The sequence below is a fragment of the Gordonia zhenghanii genome (genome assembly GCF_021738965.1).
Classification (GTDB): domain Bacteria; phylum Actinomycetota; class Actinomycetes; order Mycobacteriales; family Mycobacteriaceae; genus Gordonia; species Gordonia zhenghanii.
Genome location: NZ_JAKKOQ010000012.1, coordinates 121,275 through 138,343, shown reverse-complemented (window position 1 = coordinate 138,343; position 17,069 = coordinate 121,275). Strand labels below are relative to the sequence as shown.

At 66.4% G+C, this 17,069-nt stretch carries 14 protein-coding genes and 1 pseudogene; 8 read left to right on the top strand and 7 right to left on the bottom strand.

Going from position 1 to position 17,069, the window contains the following annotated elements; all coding sequences use genetic code 11:
• Nucleotide 1: 1 nt before the first annotated feature.
• Nucleotides 2–1,411, bottom strand: a complete 1,410-nt coding sequence (locus tag L5G32_RS13470; RefSeq protein ID WP_237011572.1) for a cystathionine beta-synthase — start codon at nt 1,409–1,411, stop codon at nt 2–4.
• 121 nt (nt 1,412–1,532) lie between these two features.
• Between L5G32_RS13470 and L5G32_RS13465 the strand changes: the two genes are divergently transcribed.
• The 5 genes from L5G32_RS13465 (at nt 1,533) to L5G32_RS13445 (ending at nt 6,793) form a co-directional block, all read left to right on the top strand.
• On the top strand, nt 1,533–2,756 hold the full coding sequence (locus L5G32_RS13465) for an acetyl-CoA C-acetyltransferase (protein ID WP_237011571.1): 1,224 nt from the start codon (nt 1,533–1,535) through the stop codon (nt 2,754–2,756).
• 87 nt (nt 2,757–2,843) lie between these two features.
• Nucleotides 2,844–3,794, top strand: coding sequence for a hypothetical protein (locus L5G32_RS13460; RefSeq protein WP_237011570.1), 951 nt, complete (start codon nt 2,844–2,846; stop codon nt 3,792–3,794).
• 259 nt (nt 3,795–4,053) lie between these two features.
• Nucleotides 4,054–4,683, top strand: a complete 630-nt coding sequence (locus L5G32_RS13455) for an MspA family porin (protein ID WP_237011569.1) — start codon at nt 4,054–4,056, stop codon at nt 4,681–4,683.
• A 37-nt stretch (nt 4,684–4,720) separates the two neighbouring features.
• Nucleotides 4,721–5,359 carry an MspA family porin gene (locus L5G32_RS13450; protein WP_237011568.1) on the top strand — a complete coding sequence of 213 codons (639 nt, stop codon included), beginning with the start codon at nt 4,721–4,723 and terminating at the stop codon, nt 5,357–5,359.
• Nucleotides 5,360–5,521: 162 nt separating this feature from the next.
• Nucleotides 5,522–6,793 (top strand): competence/damage-inducible protein A, encoded by a 1,272-nt coding sequence (locus L5G32_RS13445; protein ID WP_237011567.1) that lies wholly within the window; start codon nt 5,522–5,524, stop codon nt 6,791–6,793.
• A gap of 90 nt (nt 6,794–6,883) precedes the next feature.
• On the opposite strand, the gene L5G32_RS13440 is transcribed toward L5G32_RS13445, so the two are convergent.
• From L5G32_RS13440 to L5G32_RS13430, 3 genes are all read right to left on the bottom strand, one after another.
• The gene (locus tag L5G32_RS13440) at nt 6,884–7,774 is read right to left on the bottom strand and encodes a Bax inhibitor-1/YccA family protein (RefSeq protein WP_237011566.1); all 891 of its coding nucleotides are present in this window, start codon (nt 7,772–7,774) and stop codon (nt 6,884–6,886) included.
• 131 nt (nt 7,775–7,905) lie between these two features.
• Nucleotides 7,906–8,535, bottom strand: a complete 630-nt coding sequence (locus L5G32_RS13435) for a TetR/AcrR family transcriptional regulator (protein ID WP_237011565.1) — start codon at nt 8,533–8,535, stop codon at nt 7,906–7,908.
• A gap of 6 nt (nt 8,536–8,541) precedes the next feature.
• On the bottom strand, nt 8,542–10,773 hold the full coding sequence (locus L5G32_RS13430; protein WP_237011564.1) for an MMPL family transporter: 2,232 nt from the start codon (nt 10,771–10,773) through the stop codon (nt 8,542–8,544).
• Between the two features lie 132 nt (nt 10,774–10,905).
• Here L5G32_RS13430 and L5G32_RS13425 point away from each other — a divergent pair.
• Together L5G32_RS13425 and L5G32_RS13420 are read left to right on the top strand one after the other, a co-directional pair.
• A pseudogene (locus tag L5G32_RS13425) lies at nt 10,906–12,012 on the top strand (phosphotransferase family protein); the annotation flags it as partial.
• A 227-nt stretch (nt 12,013–12,239) separates the two neighbouring features.
• Nucleotides 12,240–13,376 carry an Rv3169 family protein gene (locus L5G32_RS13420; RefSeq protein WP_237011563.1) on the top strand — a complete coding sequence of 379 codons (1,137 nt, stop codon included), beginning with the start codon at nt 12,240–12,242 and terminating at the stop codon, nt 13,374–13,376.
• Nucleotides 13,377–13,584: 208 nt separating this feature from the next.
• On the opposite strand, the gene L5G32_RS13415 is transcribed toward L5G32_RS13420, so the two are convergent.
• Entirely contained in the window at nt 13,585–14,295 is a 711-nt protein-coding gene (locus L5G32_RS13415; RefSeq protein ID WP_237011562.1) for a DsbA family oxidoreductase, read from the bottom strand.
• Between the two features lie 83 nt (nt 14,296–14,378).
• Nucleotides 14,379–15,230, bottom strand: a complete 852-nt coding sequence (locus L5G32_RS13410) for a 3-hydroxybutyryl-CoA dehydrogenase (RefSeq protein ID WP_237011561.1) — start codon at nt 15,228–15,230, stop codon at nt 14,379–14,381.
• Between the two features lie 190 nt (nt 15,231–15,420).
• On the opposite strand from L5G32_RS13410, the gene L5G32_RS13405 reads away from it, so the two are divergent.
• A complete protein-coding gene (locus tag L5G32_RS13405) occupies nt 15,421–16,443 on the top strand; it encodes an LLM class flavin-dependent oxidoreductase (RefSeq protein WP_237011560.1) in 1,023 nt (340 codons plus the stop codon).
• 42 nt (nt 16,444–16,485) lie between these two features.
• Here L5G32_RS13405 and L5G32_RS13400 read toward each other — a convergent pair whose 3' ends face one another.
• Nucleotides 16,486–17,037, bottom strand: coding sequence for an isochorismatase family protein (locus L5G32_RS13400; protein ID WP_237011559.1), 552 nt, complete (start codon nt 17,035–17,037; stop codon nt 16,486–16,488).
• Between the last annotated feature and the right edge of the window lie 32 nt (nt 17,038–17,069).

The following is a 17,069-nucleotide window of genomic DNA, read 5'->3' as shown; positions in this document are numbered from 1 at the left end:
GTCAGCCTTCCTTGTGTGCCGGGATCGGGTTGGTGCTCGCGAACGCGAGGAGATCGTGGCGGGTGATGACGCCGACGGGCTTTCCCTCTTCGACGACCATCAGTGCGCCTGCTTCACCGAGTGCACGCATCGCGGCAGCGACGGGCTCGCCGGAGCCGATCAGCGGGAACGCCTCACCCATGTGCGCCGACACCGGGTCGGCGAGGCTGGCGCGTCCTTCGAACACGGCCGACAGCAGGTCGCGTTCGTTGACGGCTCCGCTGATCTCGCCGGCCATGATCGGCGGCTCGGCTCCGACGACGGGCATCTGCGACACCCCGTATTCGCGGAGGATCTCGATGGCGTCGCGCAGCGTCTCCTGCGGGTGCGTGTGGACGAGGTCGGGCAGCGAGCCGGACTTGTCGCGGAGCAGGTCGCCGACCGTCGACTGCGGAGCCTCCCGACCGTCGAGCGGCGTGCGCAAGAAGCCGTAGCTGCTCATCCAGTCGTCGTTGAAGATCTTCGACATGTAGCCGCGGCCGCCGTCGGGCAGCAGGACGACGACGAGGGCGTCGGGTCCTTCACGTTCGGCGACTTCGAGTGCGGCGACGACGGCCATGCCGCACGATCCGCCGACGAGCAGTCCCTCTTCGCGGGCCAGGCGGCGGGTCATCTCGAACGAGTCGGAGTCGCTCACGGCGATGATCTCGTCGGGGATGGTCGGGTCGTAGGCGTCCGGCCAGAAGTCTTCGCCGACGCCTTCGACGAGGTACGGACGACCTGATCCGCCCGAGTAGACGGAGCCTTCGGGGTCGACGCCGACGACCTTCACGGCGCCGTCCGACACCTCTTTGAGGTACCGGCCGGTGCCGGTGATGGTGCCGCCGGTGCCGACACCCGCGACGAAGTGGGTCACTTTGCCGTCGGTGTCGTTCCAGATCTCGGGGCCGGTCGTCTCGTAGTGCGACTGCGGCCCTGCCGGGTTCGCGTACTGGTTGGGCTTCCAGCCGCCGGGCGTCTCTCGCGTCAGCCGGTCGGAGACCGAGTAGTAGCTGTCGGGGTGCTCCGGCGGGACGGCCGTCGGGCACACGACGACCTCTGCGCCGTACGCGCGCAACACGTTCCGCTTGTCTTCGGCCACCTTGTCGGGGCACACGAAAACGCAGTGGTAGCCGCGCTGCTGGGCGACGAGTGCCAGCCCGACGCCGGTGTTGCCGGAGGTCGGCTCGACGATGGTGCCGCCCGGCTTGAGTTCGCCGGACTCCTCGGCCGCGTCGATCATGCGGGTGGCGATGCGGTCTTTGGAACTGCCGCCTGGGTTGAGGTACTCGATTTTCGCTGCAACGAGGCCCGCTCCCGGCTTCACAACCGAGTTGAGCTTCACGAGCGGGGTGTTTCCGACCAGGTCGACGACGTGATTCGCGATGCGCATAACGTCCATGGTCGCACCTTTGCGGTGTTCTCACCTGACCGGCCCGCCGAGCGGACGGAACACCGCCGTCGCCAGGACTGAACACGAAACGAATTCTTGTAACAAAGGTAGGCTGGCGCGCATGACAGAAGCAGTGATTGTTGCAACAGCCCGTTCCCCGATCGGCCGCGCAGGCAAGGGGTCGTTGAAGGACGTTCGCCCGGACGAGTTGGCTCGCCAGATGGTGGCGACGGCCCTCGCGAAGGTGCCCGAACTCGACCCGTCGCTCATCGAGGATCTTCACCTCGGCATCGGCCAGCCCGGCGGCCAGGGCGGTTACAACATCGCCCGCAGCGTCGCCGTTCAGCTCGGCTTCGACCACCTCCCCGGCGTCTCGGTGAACCGTTACTGCTCGTCGTCGTTGCAGACCACGCGCATGGCGTTCCATGCGATCAAGGCAGGCGAGGGCGACGTCTTCATCTCGGGCGGCGTCGAGAGCGTCTCGAGCTTCGGAATCTCGGGTGCTGCCGACGGCGCGCCGAACTCGAAGAACCCGTTGTTCGACGAGGCGCAGGCCCGTACCGCGAAGACCGCCGAGGGCGGCGCGGGCGCCTGGCACGATCCCCGCGAGGACGGTCTGATCCCGGACGTCTACATCGCGATGGGCGAGACCGCCGAGAACGTCGCCAGCTACACCGGCATCTCCCGTGAGGACCAGGACCGGTGGGGCGTCCTGTCGCAGAACCGCACCGAGAAGGCCATCAACGACGGCTTCTTCGCTCGCGAGATCGACCCGATCACGCTGGCCGACGGCACCCAGGTGACCGCCGACGACGGCCCCCGCGCGGGCACCACGTACGAGAAGATCTCGCAGCTGAAGCCGGTCTTCCGTCCGGACGGCACGATCACCGCCGGTAACGCCTGCCCGTTGAACGACGGCGCCGCCGCTCTCGTCGTCATGAGCGACACCAAGGCCAAGGAGCTCGGCCTCAAGCCGCTCGCCCGCATCGTGGCGACCGCGGCCACCGGACTGAGCCCGGAGATCATGGGCCTCGGCCCGATCGAAGCGGTCCGCAAGGTGCTGCGGGTCGCCGGGATGTCGATCAACGACATCGACCTGACCGAACTCAACGAGGCGTTCGCCGTCCAGGTCCTGGGCTCGGCTGCCGAGCTCGGCATCGACCACGACAAGCTGAACGTGTCGGGCGGCGCGATCGCGCTGGGCCACCCGTTCGGTATGACCGGCGCCCGCATCACCACCACCCTGTTGAACAACCTGAACACGTACGACGGCCAGTTCGGCCTGGAGACCATGTGTGTCGGCGGCGGCCAGGGAATGGCGATGATCATCGAGCGCCTCAGCTGATCTGACGCATCGTCCAAAGGGCGGATCCGGGTTTCCCGGGTCCGTCCTTTGACGTACACGGCCGATCTGGGCCGATACGTTGAGCACATGGCTGTCCGTCTGACCACCGTCCGACGCCTGGTGGCACTGCTCGTCGTCGTCGTGGTGACCGCTGCGATCGCAGCCTGCGGCCCTCCCGATCGCAGTAAGGAAGCGAACGAGCTGCGCGACACTCTGGCGTCGATGCCCGGCGTCGACGCCGTCGACATGTTTTACAGCCACGACTTCACCGCGGGCTATACAGTGTCGCTCGACGTCGACATGCCTGCGGCGTCGACCGCGCAGGTCGGCGACGTGACCTCGACGATCGGAGCGGCCAAGGCCGACAGCCTCGAGGAGTACGGCGTGACGGTGGACATCGTCGTCGACGAGCATACGGCCATATCGATGTGGACGACCTTCGATCCCGAGTGGGCGGCGACCCGAGCCGGCCTCGCCCGCGACCTGCATCCGGTCATCGGCAACGTCACGCTCGACATCTCCGACGGTGTGACGTCATTCGGTCGGGTCGAAGTGCACGACCCGTCGGCGATTGTGCGCGACGTCGTTCAGGTCGCGGGCGACATTCCGCTTGTCGGATCATTACAAGTCGACGAAGGCGGCGTGCGACCCGGGTGGTCGCTCGGATCACCGACGACCGACGCGGCCGTCGTATCGGCTCAGCGCGTGGTCGCCGGACTGTCGACCGTTCCGGAGTACGTCGAGATCGACGGTGTCGGCATCTCGTTGGTAAGGGTGGAAGTCCCCGAGGACCCGGCGGCCTACGACACTCTCGTCGCACTGGCGTCCGAACTCGACGCCGCACAACTCTCGCCTATGACATTGAAGTGGACTCTTACTTCCGAGCACGGTATGCGGAAAGAATCGGACCAGGAATGGGAGGGATCGACCCGCGTCGGCGACTGTGGCGAGCTGCCGACGTTCGACACCGAATACCTCACACCGGCCGCGAAAGATATCCAGCAGCGTGTTCGAAAAGCCTTGAGGCAGTGCAAGTGACGTGATTTGTCACACATTATTAACGATCGTCAGACCGTTACTTTGAGTCACGCATATATGGCGCAAATTGGACGTTTCGCATTTCCTGAGAAAGCCCAAAGCTAACGCTGGGTTAAATCTGTGCCAATCGTGAGGGATTCATCAGGTTAAATGCGGTTTACGGTGAGTTTAACGTTCGCTCTGAGGGTGGCCTTACGTTACAGTTCCCCCGGAAACCATCCGAACGTCTGACCCTCCCCGCACCTGTAGGAGAACCTGAATGAGCAAGAAGGCCACAACGATCGCGCGTCGCGCCGCAGCGGTCGCCGCTGTTTCGGCAGTCGGCGCCGCTGGACTGATGATCAGCGCAGGCGACGCCGATGCAGCGCGCCTCCCCAGCGGCAGCAAGACCTCGACCGGCATCGACGGTCAAGTCGTCAAGATCAAGCGTTCCGGCGAGAGCGCCCGCGGGCTGCACTCGGTCGCCAATAACGGCGCAGGCCGTTCGGCCGCCGTCTCGGGCACCTACAAGGCCACGCTCAGCAAGGGCACCGGCACCATGACCGTCGGCTACCTGGTCGGCTGCCAGATCGACATCACCGGCCTCGAAGGCGGATTGTCGGGCACCATCGGCACCTCGCCGTCCCTAAGCGGTTCGCTCTCCGTGCCGCTGAAGCCGGGCGAAGTGAAGTTCGTCAAGGGCGATTCCCTCTCCCTCAAGAAGGGCAAGGGCACCGTCATGGTCGACTCGTTCAACATCAACGTCGAGCAGTGCGGCGGCTACGCGTCGGCACGCTCCGTGGTCCAGGTGCTGGCCGCCGACGGCTTCAGCACCGAGGACGACGCGATCTCCGCGGACAGCGGTTACGTCCAGTCCAGCCTGTACGGCAAGCCGTTCAGCCTCAACTGACCTCCCGACGACCTTCTGCACAAGGACTTGAACTGATATGAAGAAGAACTCTCGCATCGCAGCGGGCGCCGCAGTCGCCGGCGCCGCACTCATCGCCGTCTCCGGCACCGTGGCTGGCACCGCCGACGCAGGCAAACTGCCCGGCGGCTTCAAGAGCAAGAACCTCGGCGACGGCAACAGCATCCAGATCCGCCTGTTCGACGAGTCGGTGACCCGCACCAAGGCCGTCACCAACATCCCGACCAGCCGCGAGGTGTTGGTGTCGGGCAAGATCGCCATCACCACCAAGGGCGACATCAAGGGCGCGACGCTCACCTCCGGCTACCAGGTGGGCTGCCAGGTCAACTTCGGCGCATCCGGCGAGGGCGGCGCGGGGGTTACCGGTGACACAGCCAAGGGCACAGCGTCCGGGACCAGCGAAGTCGGCGGCGGCTTCAAGCTCGGACCCGGCGAGACGGCGTTCAAGCCGATCATCAACGTCTCCGGCGACGAGGACGACATCAACTCCATCAGCTTCACCAAGGGCCGTGGCGGTCTCGCCTACAGCCAGGAGCGCTTCGGCGTCGACGGCTGCGCAGGCCACGCCTCAGCGCGCGCCATCGTGAAGGTCCAGGCCAAGACCGACACCTTCAAGGGCAACATCACGCTGTACGGCAAGCCGTTCAGCCTGGGCTGAGTCTCGACTCCGCTCGACCAGCGTGAGTGGGGTCTCGACTCCGCTCGACCAACGTAAGTGGGTCTCGACTAACGTTGGTAGGGTTTCGACTCCGCTCGACCAGCGTGGGCCGCTCGACCAGCGGGCTAAAACCTCGATCCCCGCACGCGTACTCTCGAATTCGTGAGTACACGTGCGGGGATCGTCGTCACTGGGACCGAAGTACTGAGCGGGTGGATCGCAGATCAGAACGGGCCGTGGGTGTCGCAGCGACTGCTCGAACTCGGCGTCGACGTCGCCCATCTGACCGTGTGCGGCGACCGGCCCGACGACCTTCTCGCCCAACTACGTTTCCTGGCCGACCAGAACGTCGACCTGATCGTCACGACCGGCGGGCTGGGCCCCACGGCCGACGATCTGACGGTTGCGACGGTCGCCGAGTTCGCGTCGCGCCCCGTCGCGCGTGACGCCGTGATGGCGCAGACCATCGAGTCGGTGATCCGCGGGTGGCGAAAGTACGCAGACATCGACGAGTTGCCCGCGTCCACCGTGGCGTCCATCGAGAAGCAAGCATTGGTTCCGCAAGGGGCCGAGGCGATTCCGCCGACGGGCACCGCACCCGGCGTCGCGGTGCCCGGAACCGACGACCTCCCCGCAGTCCTCGTCCTCCCCGGTCCCCCGCGGGAACTGCGGGCGATGTGGCCGAGCGCTCTGGACACCGGAGCCGTCACCGCCGCTCTGCGTAACCGGGTGCCGAACGCATTGGCGACGATCCGCGCCTTCGGGCTGTCCGAACCCGACCTGGCCGTGTCGCTCGCCGACGCCGAGAAGACCGTCGACGGATTCGGCTCGCTCGAGATCACCACGTGCATGCGCGGCGGCGAGCTCGAGATCACCACTCGGTTCGCGGCAGAGCACTCCGCAACTTACGACGCTCTCTCGTCCTTCCTCCTCGATCGGCACCGCGACCGCATCTACTCGACCGACGGACGCGAGATCGACGACCTCCTGATCGAACGGCTCGCGGGCCGGACCATCGTGACCGCCGAATCGTGCACGGGCGGCCTCGTCGCGGCTCGCCTCACCGAGCGCGCAGGATCGTCCGCGTACATGCTCGGCGGCGTCGTCTCGTACTCGAACGACGTCAAGACCGACGCGATCGACGTCCCCGCCGATCTGATCGCCGAGCACGGCGCCGTCAGCGAGCAGGTCGCCGCCGCAATGGCCGACGGAGTCGCGGCCCGGCTGAACGCCGACGTCGCGATCTCCACGACGGGCATCGCGGGACCGGGCGGCGCAGTCCCCGGCAAGCCGGTCGGCACCGTGTGCATCGGTATCGCGGTGGCAGGCGGGGAGACTCGCACCGTCACCCGATCGTTTCCCGGTAACCGGCAGCAGGTCCGCGAACTGACCGTCACCACCGCGCTCCACCTCGCCGTCGACGCCCTCGCGTAAACCGGCGTCGCGCACTCGCACTCACCGCACGAAAGAGCCCGGGCCCCACGGTGATGCCGTGGGGCCCGGGCCGTCGAACGCGTCAGACGACTAGTCGCTGTTCAGGTAGCTCAGCAGTCGCAGGATCTCGACGTACAGCCACACCAGGGTGACGGTCAGGCCGAGGGCGACGCCCCACGCGGCCTTCGCCGGTGCACCCGCGCGGATCAGTCGATCTGCTGAGTCGAAATCGAGGAGGAACGAGAACGCGGCGAGCGCGATGCAGACAAGCGAGAAGATGATCGCGATCGGTCCGCCCGAGTAGATGCCGAAGGCGTCGCCACCGGTGAACATGCTGATCACGAAGTTACCGATCACCAGCGCGAGGACGCCGAAGATGCCTGCCATCAGCATGCGTGTGAAACGCGGCGTGACGCGGATGGCGCCGACCTTGTAGACCACGAGCATGCCGACGAAGACGCCGATCGTGCCGAGCACGGCCTGGCCGATGAGCGATCCCGCCGAGACGTCGCTGACCCGGAGGTTGGCGAAGACGAACGAGATGGCGCCGACGAACAGGCCCTCGAAGGCCGCGTACGCCAAGACGATCGCCGGGTTGTCCTGCTTGCGGCCGAAGCTCGCGACCAGGACGAGGACGAGGCCCACGATCGCGCCGACACCCATGATCGGCGCGGCGAGCGCGATCTGTGCGTCGACGGTGTCGCGACCGCTGATGACGAAGTATGTGGCGATCGCGAACGCGATCACGACACCGACGGTCATCGCGGTCTTGGTGACGACGTCGTCGATCGTGAGGGTGCGCGTCGTGGTCGACGGGGTGTAGCCCGGCTGCGTGTACTGATCCGCGTGCTGCTGCTGTCCCTGCATCATCGATGCCTGGCCCACGCCGGCCATGCCGGCTCCGAAGTTCGCGTAGCCGGACGCATCCTTCTTGTTGTCGCGGACCACGCCTCGCATGATCGGATTGCTGCTCTCTCGCACGTGTGCTCCTTAGACGGTTACGGTGCGCATCAAATGTCTGCGAACGACTTATTCGAAGATTCAACGAACGTCGGACCCGCTATGTTCCCCACTTTACCGGTTCTTGACCGAATGGGCGTTTCTTGCGTCGTTCATACGCGCGGCCGGCCCATCCCGTCGGCGACGGCGCGCAACGTCTGCTCGGCCAGTTCGAGACCGTCCCCCCACGGCAGCCCGGGTTTCGAGATCATCAGCGACGCGACCCCGTGCGCCGCCGACCACAGCTTCATGACGGTCGTCACCGGGTTCCCGGGCTCCAGCATCCCCTGCGCCATCATCTGCTCGACGGTGTCGGAGAAGTACACGAACGCGGACGACAGCAGCACTTCGTCGGTCTTCGACGGCCTGCCCGGTTCGGTGATGCGCACGAACGCCGTCCGGTAGACGACGTCGTTGTCGATCGCGAAGCGAATGTAGGCGAGACCTTGGGCGAGCACGCGGTCCCACAGGTCGTCGACGCCCTCGGACGCCTGTTTCATGACGTCGGCGAAGCGTTCGAAGTAGTGGGCGCACACTGCGTCGAGGAGTTCGTCCTTGTCGTCGAAATGCCGATAGATCGACGGCGACGTGACCCCGACGCGCTGTGCCACCGCCCGGATCGACACCGCTTCGGCACTGCCGAGCGAGATCAGCAGTTCTGTTGTGGCGTCGATGATCTCGTCTGCGAGCTGGTCACCGCTGCCGCGCGGCGACCTCGGTCGCGGCTCGACGGGATCGGTCATGTCCGCTCATTCCTCCTTGAACCCGATGCGGTCGTGCAGTCTGCGAAGCGGGCCTGGCGCCCACCAGTTCCACGCGCCCATCAACCGCATGAACGCCGGCACCAGGAACATCCGGATCACCGTGGCGTCCATGAGCACCGCGAGCGTCAAACCCACTCCGAACATTCTCATGAACGACACCTCCGACGCCGCGATCCCCGCGAACACGATGGCCATCAGCAGCGCGGCGGCGGTGACCACCCGCCCGGTCCGGGCGAGTCCGACCGCGACGGCGTGATCGTTCGCGGCTCGAGTCCGATCCGAGGCGAGCCACTCTTCACGGATACGGCCGAGGAGGAACACCTCGTAGTCCATCGACAGCCCGAAGGCGATGCAGAACATGAGGACCGGCATCGTCGCTACGAGGTAGCCGAGCGGTGTGGTGCCGAGCGCACCGAGGTGCCCGTCCTGGAAGATCCACACCATGGCGCCGAACGTCGCCGACAGCGACAGCACGTTCACCACGAGCGCCTTCAACGGCAGCAGCACGCTGCCGGTGAACAGGAACAACAGGATGTACGTCGCGACGGCGATGACGATCAGCACCCACGGGAGGTGCGCGAACATCGAGTCGACGGCGTCGGCGTTCACTGCGGCGAGACCGGTGTACGAGACGTTCCCGCCCGGTGGCGCGTCGAGCGCCCGCAGCGCGGCGATCTGGTCGGAGCCCGCATCGGTCATCGGATCGACGTCACTCGAGATCGACAGGAGCGCGACGCCGTCCTTCGCGTCGCCGGGCGCGCCCGGCGCAACAGCGTTCCCGTCGACGAAGGTACCGACCGGCGAGGTCACCGCACCGACGTCGCCGACCTTCGAGACCGCTGCGGCGTAGTGCCGCAGATCGGTCTGCGACACGTCGCCTTCGATGACCGCGAGGACCGAACCTCCCGAGTTCTGCGCGAAGTCGGCACGCGTCTCGTCGGCCATCGCATGGACCGCGGTGTCCTTAGGCAGGACTCGCTCGTCGGGGAACCCGAACTTGAGGTTCAGGAACGGCGCGCCGAGGATCAGGAGCAGGACGGGAACGATGACGGCGACCGGGACGGCGCGACGCACCACGGCGCTCGCGAGCCGGTACCAGCCGGACTCTTCGATCGGCTTCGACGCGGCGTCGACCGTGGCCGGCCTTCGGAACAGTCTGCGGGCTGCTCGTCGGACGTCGAGAGCATCGACGCGGTCGCCGAGAACCATGAGCAGCGCGGGGGTGACGACCAGCGCGGCGATCGCGGCGACCACCACCACCCCGACGCCCGCGTAGGCGAACGATCGCAGGAAGTACATCGGGAAGATCGCGAGCGCCGCCAATGCGAGTGCCACCGTGACGGCCGAGAACGCGACCGTGCGGCCCGCAGTGTCCACGGTGCGGACTATCGCGGCGCGACGGTCGAGTCCGCGAGCGACTTCTTCGCGGTACCGGGTCACCATGAGCAGGGTGTAGTCGATGGCGAGCGCCAACCCCATCGCCGTGGTGAGGTTGAGCGCGAAGATCGAGACGTCGACGAACGACGTCAAGAGACGCAGCAGGGCGAGGGTGCAGACGATCGCGACGCCACCGATCAGCACCGGGAGCAACGCTGCGACGACACCGCCGAACACGACGATCAGCAGAAGAAAGCTGATCGGGATGGCGATGGCTTCGGCGACGGCGAGATCTTTCGACGTCTGCTCGTTGATCTGGCCGTAGACGAGCGACATCCCGCCGGTGGAGATGTCGACGCCGTGCCGTTGCGTCCCGACCAGGTCTGCGAGTTCCTCGGCGTTGCCGGGCGCCTGTTCGTCACCGCCCCCGATCGACGTGACGATCTGGGTGGACGTCTTGTCGGTGCTGAGGAGTTCGCCCGCGAGGTCCGGTGTGTTCCACACCGTCATGACGGGTTGCTGGACGTAACCGCCGCGGGCGACGGACTTCGCGTCGAGAATCGCGAGGATCTCGTCGCGGGCGGCGATCGCATCGGCGTTCGTGCTGATGTCGGCGTCGCCGTCGAGTTTGACGACGAACTGCATGCCCCCGCGGTCGAATGTCTCGTCGAGGACCGCGGTCGCGTGGCTCGACTCGGCGGACGGGTCCTCGAAGCCGCCCGACAGCATCTTCTGCGCGGCGCCGAGTCCGTACACGCCGCTCAGCGCCAGGATCACCACCGCGATGGCCAGGACGATTCTCGGCGCAGCGACCACTCGCTCCGCAACACGTGACAGCACGAGTTCCCCTTACGTTTACACCGTTACGTTAACGACGATAACTTATCTGCGCGCGATAGAGAAGATCTGCGGCCTGAGATCCATTCCGTGCCAACCGGCCCGCAATGAACTGAAACGTGTTCCAATTCAAATGTGTCACCGATCACAGAGAATGACGGAGCCCAAGTCGCGCGGCCGAGCGAGTCACGCCGCGACCCGGAGTGGCTCCGCGAACGCCTCGACGCCTGGATCAAGACGCACGAAGGCCCCCGAGCCGAAGTCACGTCAGTCGAGATCCCGTCGGCCAACGGGATGTCGAGCGAGACGTTGCTCGTGTCGGCGCGAATCGACGGGATCGATCACGAACTCGTGGCCAGGGTCGCGCCGATGCCCGACAGCGACCCGGTGTTCCCCTCGTACGACCTCGACGGACAGTTCCAGCTGATCGGTCACGTCGCCGAGCACACCGACGTTCCAGTGCCGCGACTGTGGTGGTCCGAACCGGATTCGGCGGCGCTCGGCGCACCGTTCTTCGTGATGAGTCGCGTCGACGGTGAGGTCCCGCCGGACGTGATGCCGTACACGTTCGGCTCATGGGTGTCCGAGGGAAGTGCCGACCAACAGCAGCGGCTGATGACCGAGTCCGTCGGGGTGCTCGCGAAGATTCACGCCGCTCCCCTGCCCGACGTCGGCGTCGCACTGCCTGAGCCGGGCGAGGATCCGTTGCGTGCACACATCCGTCGGCTGCGCGACTTCTACCGGTGGGCGTCCGGCGGCCGAACCGGTGCGCCGTTGATCGAGCGCGGGTTCGCGTGGGTCGAGGAACACCTGCCCGCGCCGGCCGACCCGGTGTTGTGTTGGGGCGACGCTCGGATCGGCAACATCGTGTACCAGGACTTCGCGCCGGTCGCCGTCCTCGACTGGGAGATGGCGACGATCGGTCCGCGCGAACTCGACGTCGCGTGGATGATCTTCATCCACCGCTTCTTCCAGGACCTCACCGAGATGGCCGAGTTGGACGGAATGCCTGCGTTCCTGACGCGCGACGACGTCGCCGCCGAATACGAGCGCCAGACCGGTCACACCCCCGCCGACCTGAACTTCTACACGCTGTACGCGGCCTTGATCCACGCTGTCATCATGTATCGAATCAACTGCCGCGCCATCCATTTCGGCCAGGCCGAGGAGCCTGCCGATCCGGACGACATGATCCTGCACCGCGCCACCCTCGACGCCATGATGGCCGGCACCTATTGGCCCGCTCTCGCCGATCAAGCCTCCTCCCCTTCCGCCGATCGAGCCTCCTCCTCCGCCGATCGAGCGGAGTCGAGATCCCCTTCCGCCGACCGAGAGCCCCCACCCGCTGATCGAGCGGAGTCGAGATCCTCTTCCGCTGATCGAGAGCCTCCACCCGTTGATCGAGCGGAGTCGAGATCCTCTTCCGCTGATCGAGAGCCCCCACCCGCTGATCGAGCGGAGTCGAGATCATGACTCTCTCCGAGATGGACGACTACCCGATCCACCAGATCGCCGAGGTGGTGCGTCATGTCGGGACGTCGGACCGCAACTTCTACGACCGCTACTACTTCAACTGCCACGGCGACATGCGCGGCGACGGTCCGGACCCGTGGTTGATCGTCGGCTTGGGCGTCTACCCGAACCTCGGTGTGGTCGACGGCTTCGCGGTGGTCCGTCGCGGCGACGACCACATCGTCGTTCGAGCATCGAAAGCGTTGGGCGACAACCGGAACGACCTGTCCATCGGGCCGCTGAGGGTTCAGGTCCTGGCGGGCCTCCAGCGTCTTCGAGTGTCGCTGGAGCCCGAGCACGGCGACGTCTCCTTCGACCTGGTCTTCGACGCCGAAGGGCCCGCACAGCTGGAGCCACGGCATTTCCAGCGCCAGTTGGAGCGGGTCACGTTCGACACGATGCGGTTCGTCCAGACCGGGACGTGGACGGGTGCGCTGTCGGTGGACGGCGTCGACTACGACGTCCAGCCGGACACCTGGCGAGGCAACCGCGACCGGTCGTGGGGCGTTCGGCCGGTCGGCGAGGCCGAGCCCGCGGGCCGTCGCGCCGCAGAGAGCGACGCGGCGTCGTTCTTCTGGATCTACTCGGTGATGCGGTTCGACGAGTACGCGATCGTCGTGATCGTCCAGGAGTTACGCACGGGCGAGCGGATCATGGGCGACGCGAGACGCGTCTGGAACGATGCGTCACGCGAACCGGAATGGCTGGGCCGCGTGGAGCACGACATCGAATTCGTCTCGGGCACACGAGAACCCTCCGGCGCGACGCTGCGTTTCGTGAAGCCGGACGGATCGGCTTCGAGTGTGCGATGTGAGCCACGGGTGGCCAACTACATCGGTTTCGGCACCGGCTACGGGTTGGAGCAGGACTGGCGGCACGGGATGTGGCAGGGCGACGAGAAGGTCGAAGCCGTGCGGAACCGCATTTCGGAATTGGATCCGACGATGAAGATGTTCTGTCCCGTCGACCACTACTCGACGTTCACCTATACCGACGGCGCCGACGCCGCCTCCGGTGACGGTCTCTTCGAGTTCGCGGTCATCGGACCCCACGATCAGTACGGCTTCCCCGACTACCTGGCCACTTCGCCCTGATCTCGCTGGTCGAGCCCACCATCCGCCGGTCGAGCGAAGTCGAGACAGCTCCGCTGGTCGAGCCCACCATCCGCCGGTCGAGCGAAGTCGAGACCCAATCCGCCGGTCGAGACCCCACGCCGGTCGAGCGAAGTCGAGACCCCGCTCACCACAGGCGATCTCGACTCCGCTCGATCAACGGAGGAACCGCTCGATCAACGGAGGGAACCTACTGCGGCACGGCGCAACCGTCGGGACCGCAGGCGTCGCCGTCCGCGTTCAGCATCTGCGGCACTGCAGGTCGGTCGCCCCACGCCTTGGTCAAGGCTTGCGCGAACGTCTCGACGGGTTGGGCGCCGGAGACGGCGTACTTGCGGTCGAAGACGTAGAACGGGACGCCTTGGACTCCGAACTCCTGCGCCTGTGATTCGTCGCGCCGGACGGCGTCGGCGTAGCGAGTCTTGTCAGCGACCACATCACGGACAGCTTCCTCGTCGAAGCCTGCACCGACGGCGACCTCCACGAGCCGATCGTCGCTGCCGAAGAGCGGGGCCTCGTCAGCGAAGTTCGCGAGGTACAGGGCGTCGAGCATCAACTCCTGGCGGCCGAGCTCGTCCGCCCAGTGCAGGAGTCGGTGCATGTCGAACGAGTTGCCCGAGTCGCGCCCGGACGTCACGTACTCGAGCCCCGCCTCATTGGCGGCTGCGCCGAGTTGACGTTCCCCGTCTGCGGCCTGCTCGAGACTGCGCCCGTACTTCTTCGCGATGTGCTCGACGACCCCGCTCGAGGTTCCGGCGGGAACCGTCGGGTCCAGCTCGAACGACCGATGCGTCACCTGCACTCGGGCCGCGTTCTCGAACCCGGCGAGCGCGTCGTTGAACCGCTTCTTTCCGAGGTAGCAGAACGGGCAGTTGATGTCGGTCCAGATCTCGACCTGCATGTTGGAGCCTCCGATGAATGGGGTGTTCAGAGGCTTCAACACCCGGTGCACCGCAGTTGTTCCGCCCGTTCTGCGACGTCGTCCTAGCTGCTGTAGTCGTAGAACCCGCGACCGCTCTTGCGGCCGAGGCGTCCCGCGTCGACCATGCGGCGCAGCAGCGCCGGGGGTGCGAAGTGCGGCTCGGCGAATTCGGCGTACAGCGAGTCGGCGGCGGCGAGGCAGATGTCGAGGCCGACGGTGTCGCAGAGGGTCAGCGGCCCCATCGGGTAGCCGCAGCCGCCCTTCATCGCGGCGTCGATGTCCTCGGCGGTCGCGTAGCCCGAGTCGAACATGCGGATGGCCTGGCACAGGTACGGGATGAGTAGGGCGTTGACGATGAAGCCCGAACGATCGCCCGCCTGAACGGTGGTCTTGCCGAGCACTTCGCCCGTGTAGGCGGTGACCGAGGCCGCGGTCTCGTCCGAGGTCAGCAGCGTCGAGATGATCTCGACGAGCGGCATCACCGGGACCGGGTTGAAGAAGTGGACGCCGACGACGCGCTCAGGATGCTTGGTCGCCGCGGCGATCTTGATGACCGGGATCGACGACGTGTTCGTCGCCAGGATGGCCTCCGGCTTCACGACCTCGTCGAGTTTGGCGAAGATGTCGTGCTTGATGGCCTCGACCTCGGGGGCGGCCTCGATGACGAGCTCGCGGTCGGCGAACTCGGCGACGTCGAGGGTCACGCGAACACGGGCGATCGCAGCGTCGGCGTCCTCCTGCGAGATCTTGCCCTTGGCCACGCCGCGACCGATCGACTTGGCGATCCGCGCGCTCGCCGCGTCCGCGAACTCCTGCTTGGTCTCCAGCACGATCACGTCGCTGCCGGCCTTGGCACACACTTCTGCGATGCCGGCACCCATGGTGCCGCCACCGATCACGCCGATGAGGTTCACTTCGTCTCCAAATCGATTCGGGCCACCGGGCAGTAAGGCAGCCGAACTCCGGTTGTCGCCTCACAGGTTAGTTGGTCCGGCCCCCACCGGCTGCGCAGCCATGCCCGACAGTGACCTGCAGAACATGGATCCGCAGAACAGGGGCATGCAGAGCGGGGAATACCCGCTGACCCGGCACGTTGACACCGATATGAGTGAAATCGAGTTCGGTCTGGACACGTTCGGCGGGGTCACGAAAGACGAGCAGGGCTCGCCGGTTACCCATCCCCAAGTCATCCGAGACCTGGTGGACGACGCTGTCGTCGCCGATGAATCGGGGTTGGACTTCTTCGGCGTCGGCGAACACCACCGTCCCGACTTCGCCGTGTCGAGCCCGGAGACGGTGCTCGCGGCGATCGCCTCGCGGACCGAGCGGGTCCGCCTCGGTTCGGCCGTCACCGTCCTCAGCTCCGACGACCCGGTCCGGGTGTTCGAGCGTTTCGCGACGCTCGACGCCGTCTCCGACGGGCGAGCCGAGATCGTCGCCGGTCGCGGCTCGTTCATCGAGTCGTTCCCGCTGTTCGGGTACGACCTGGCCGACTACGAGGTCCTGTTCGACGAGAAGCTCGACCTCCTGTCGAAACTGCTCACCGAGAAGCCAGTCACGTGGAGCGGATCCACGCGCGCCGCCCTCAGCGAGCAGCGCGTGTTCCCGACCACCGCGAACGGCATGCGGGCATGGGTCGGGGTCGGCGGATCACCCGAGTCGGTGGTGCGCACGGCCGAGCACGGGTTCGGACTGTTCCTGGCCATCATCGGCGGTGCACCCGAGCGCTTCGCCGCGTACATCGACCTGTTCGAACGCGCGCAGGACCAGTTCGGGCGTCCGCGTGCGCCGATCGCCGTCCACTCGCCGGGGTTGGTCGCCGACACCGACGAGCAGGCGCGTGAGCTCGCCTACGACGGGTGGTTCGCCATGCGACGCCAGATGGGTGCCGAACGCGGTTGGCCCGCACCGACTCCTGCCGACTTCGAGAACGAGATCACCGACGGCGCACTGTATCTCGGGTCGCCCGAGACTGTCGCTCGCAAGATCGCGCGCACCTTGGAGGCGTTGAAGATCGACCGGTTCGACTTCAAGTACGACCAGCCGGTCCCCCACTCCGTGCAGCGCCGCTCCATCGAGCTGTACGGCGAGAAGGTGGTCCCGATGGTCAAGGACATGCTGGCCTGAGAGCCAGGTGGCCTGCACCGGGGTCGAGCGGGGCGCGTTCCGTCAGCCGTGGAGCTCCGCGATGACGTCGGCGGTGGTCGTCACTTCGCCGAGCTTCGGGAAGATCGACGTGACCGAGTAGTCGTGCGCGGCGGTGCCCGAGTCGGTCATCGCATCCTCGACGAGCACCACGTGGTAGCCGTGCTCGTAGGCGCTGCGGGCGGTCGACTCGACACCGATCGACGTCGAGATCCCGGTCATCACGACTTGGGTGACGCCGCGTTCGCGGAGCCGCGCGTCCAGGTCGGTGTTCGTGAACGCGCCCCACCCGCGCTTGGTGACGAGGATGTCGTCTGCGGCGGACCCGAGCGACGCGTCGACGATGATGTCGTCGGCGGCGAACTCACCGGTGCCCGCGCCCACGTCGGTGCGGCCCGGCGGTCGCGTTGCGACGTTCACCAGCACTACCGACCGCCCTGCGGCCCGGAATTCGGCGGCGAGCGCCGCCGAATTGGCCACCGTCTGCTGTGCGGCCTCCGCGAACCTGCCGACGATGTTGCGTTGGAGGTCGATGACGACCAGTGCGGCGTTCTCGTCGACCTGAGTGAGTGGCATACAGTTCCTTCTCTCGTCGTGTCGTGTCTTGT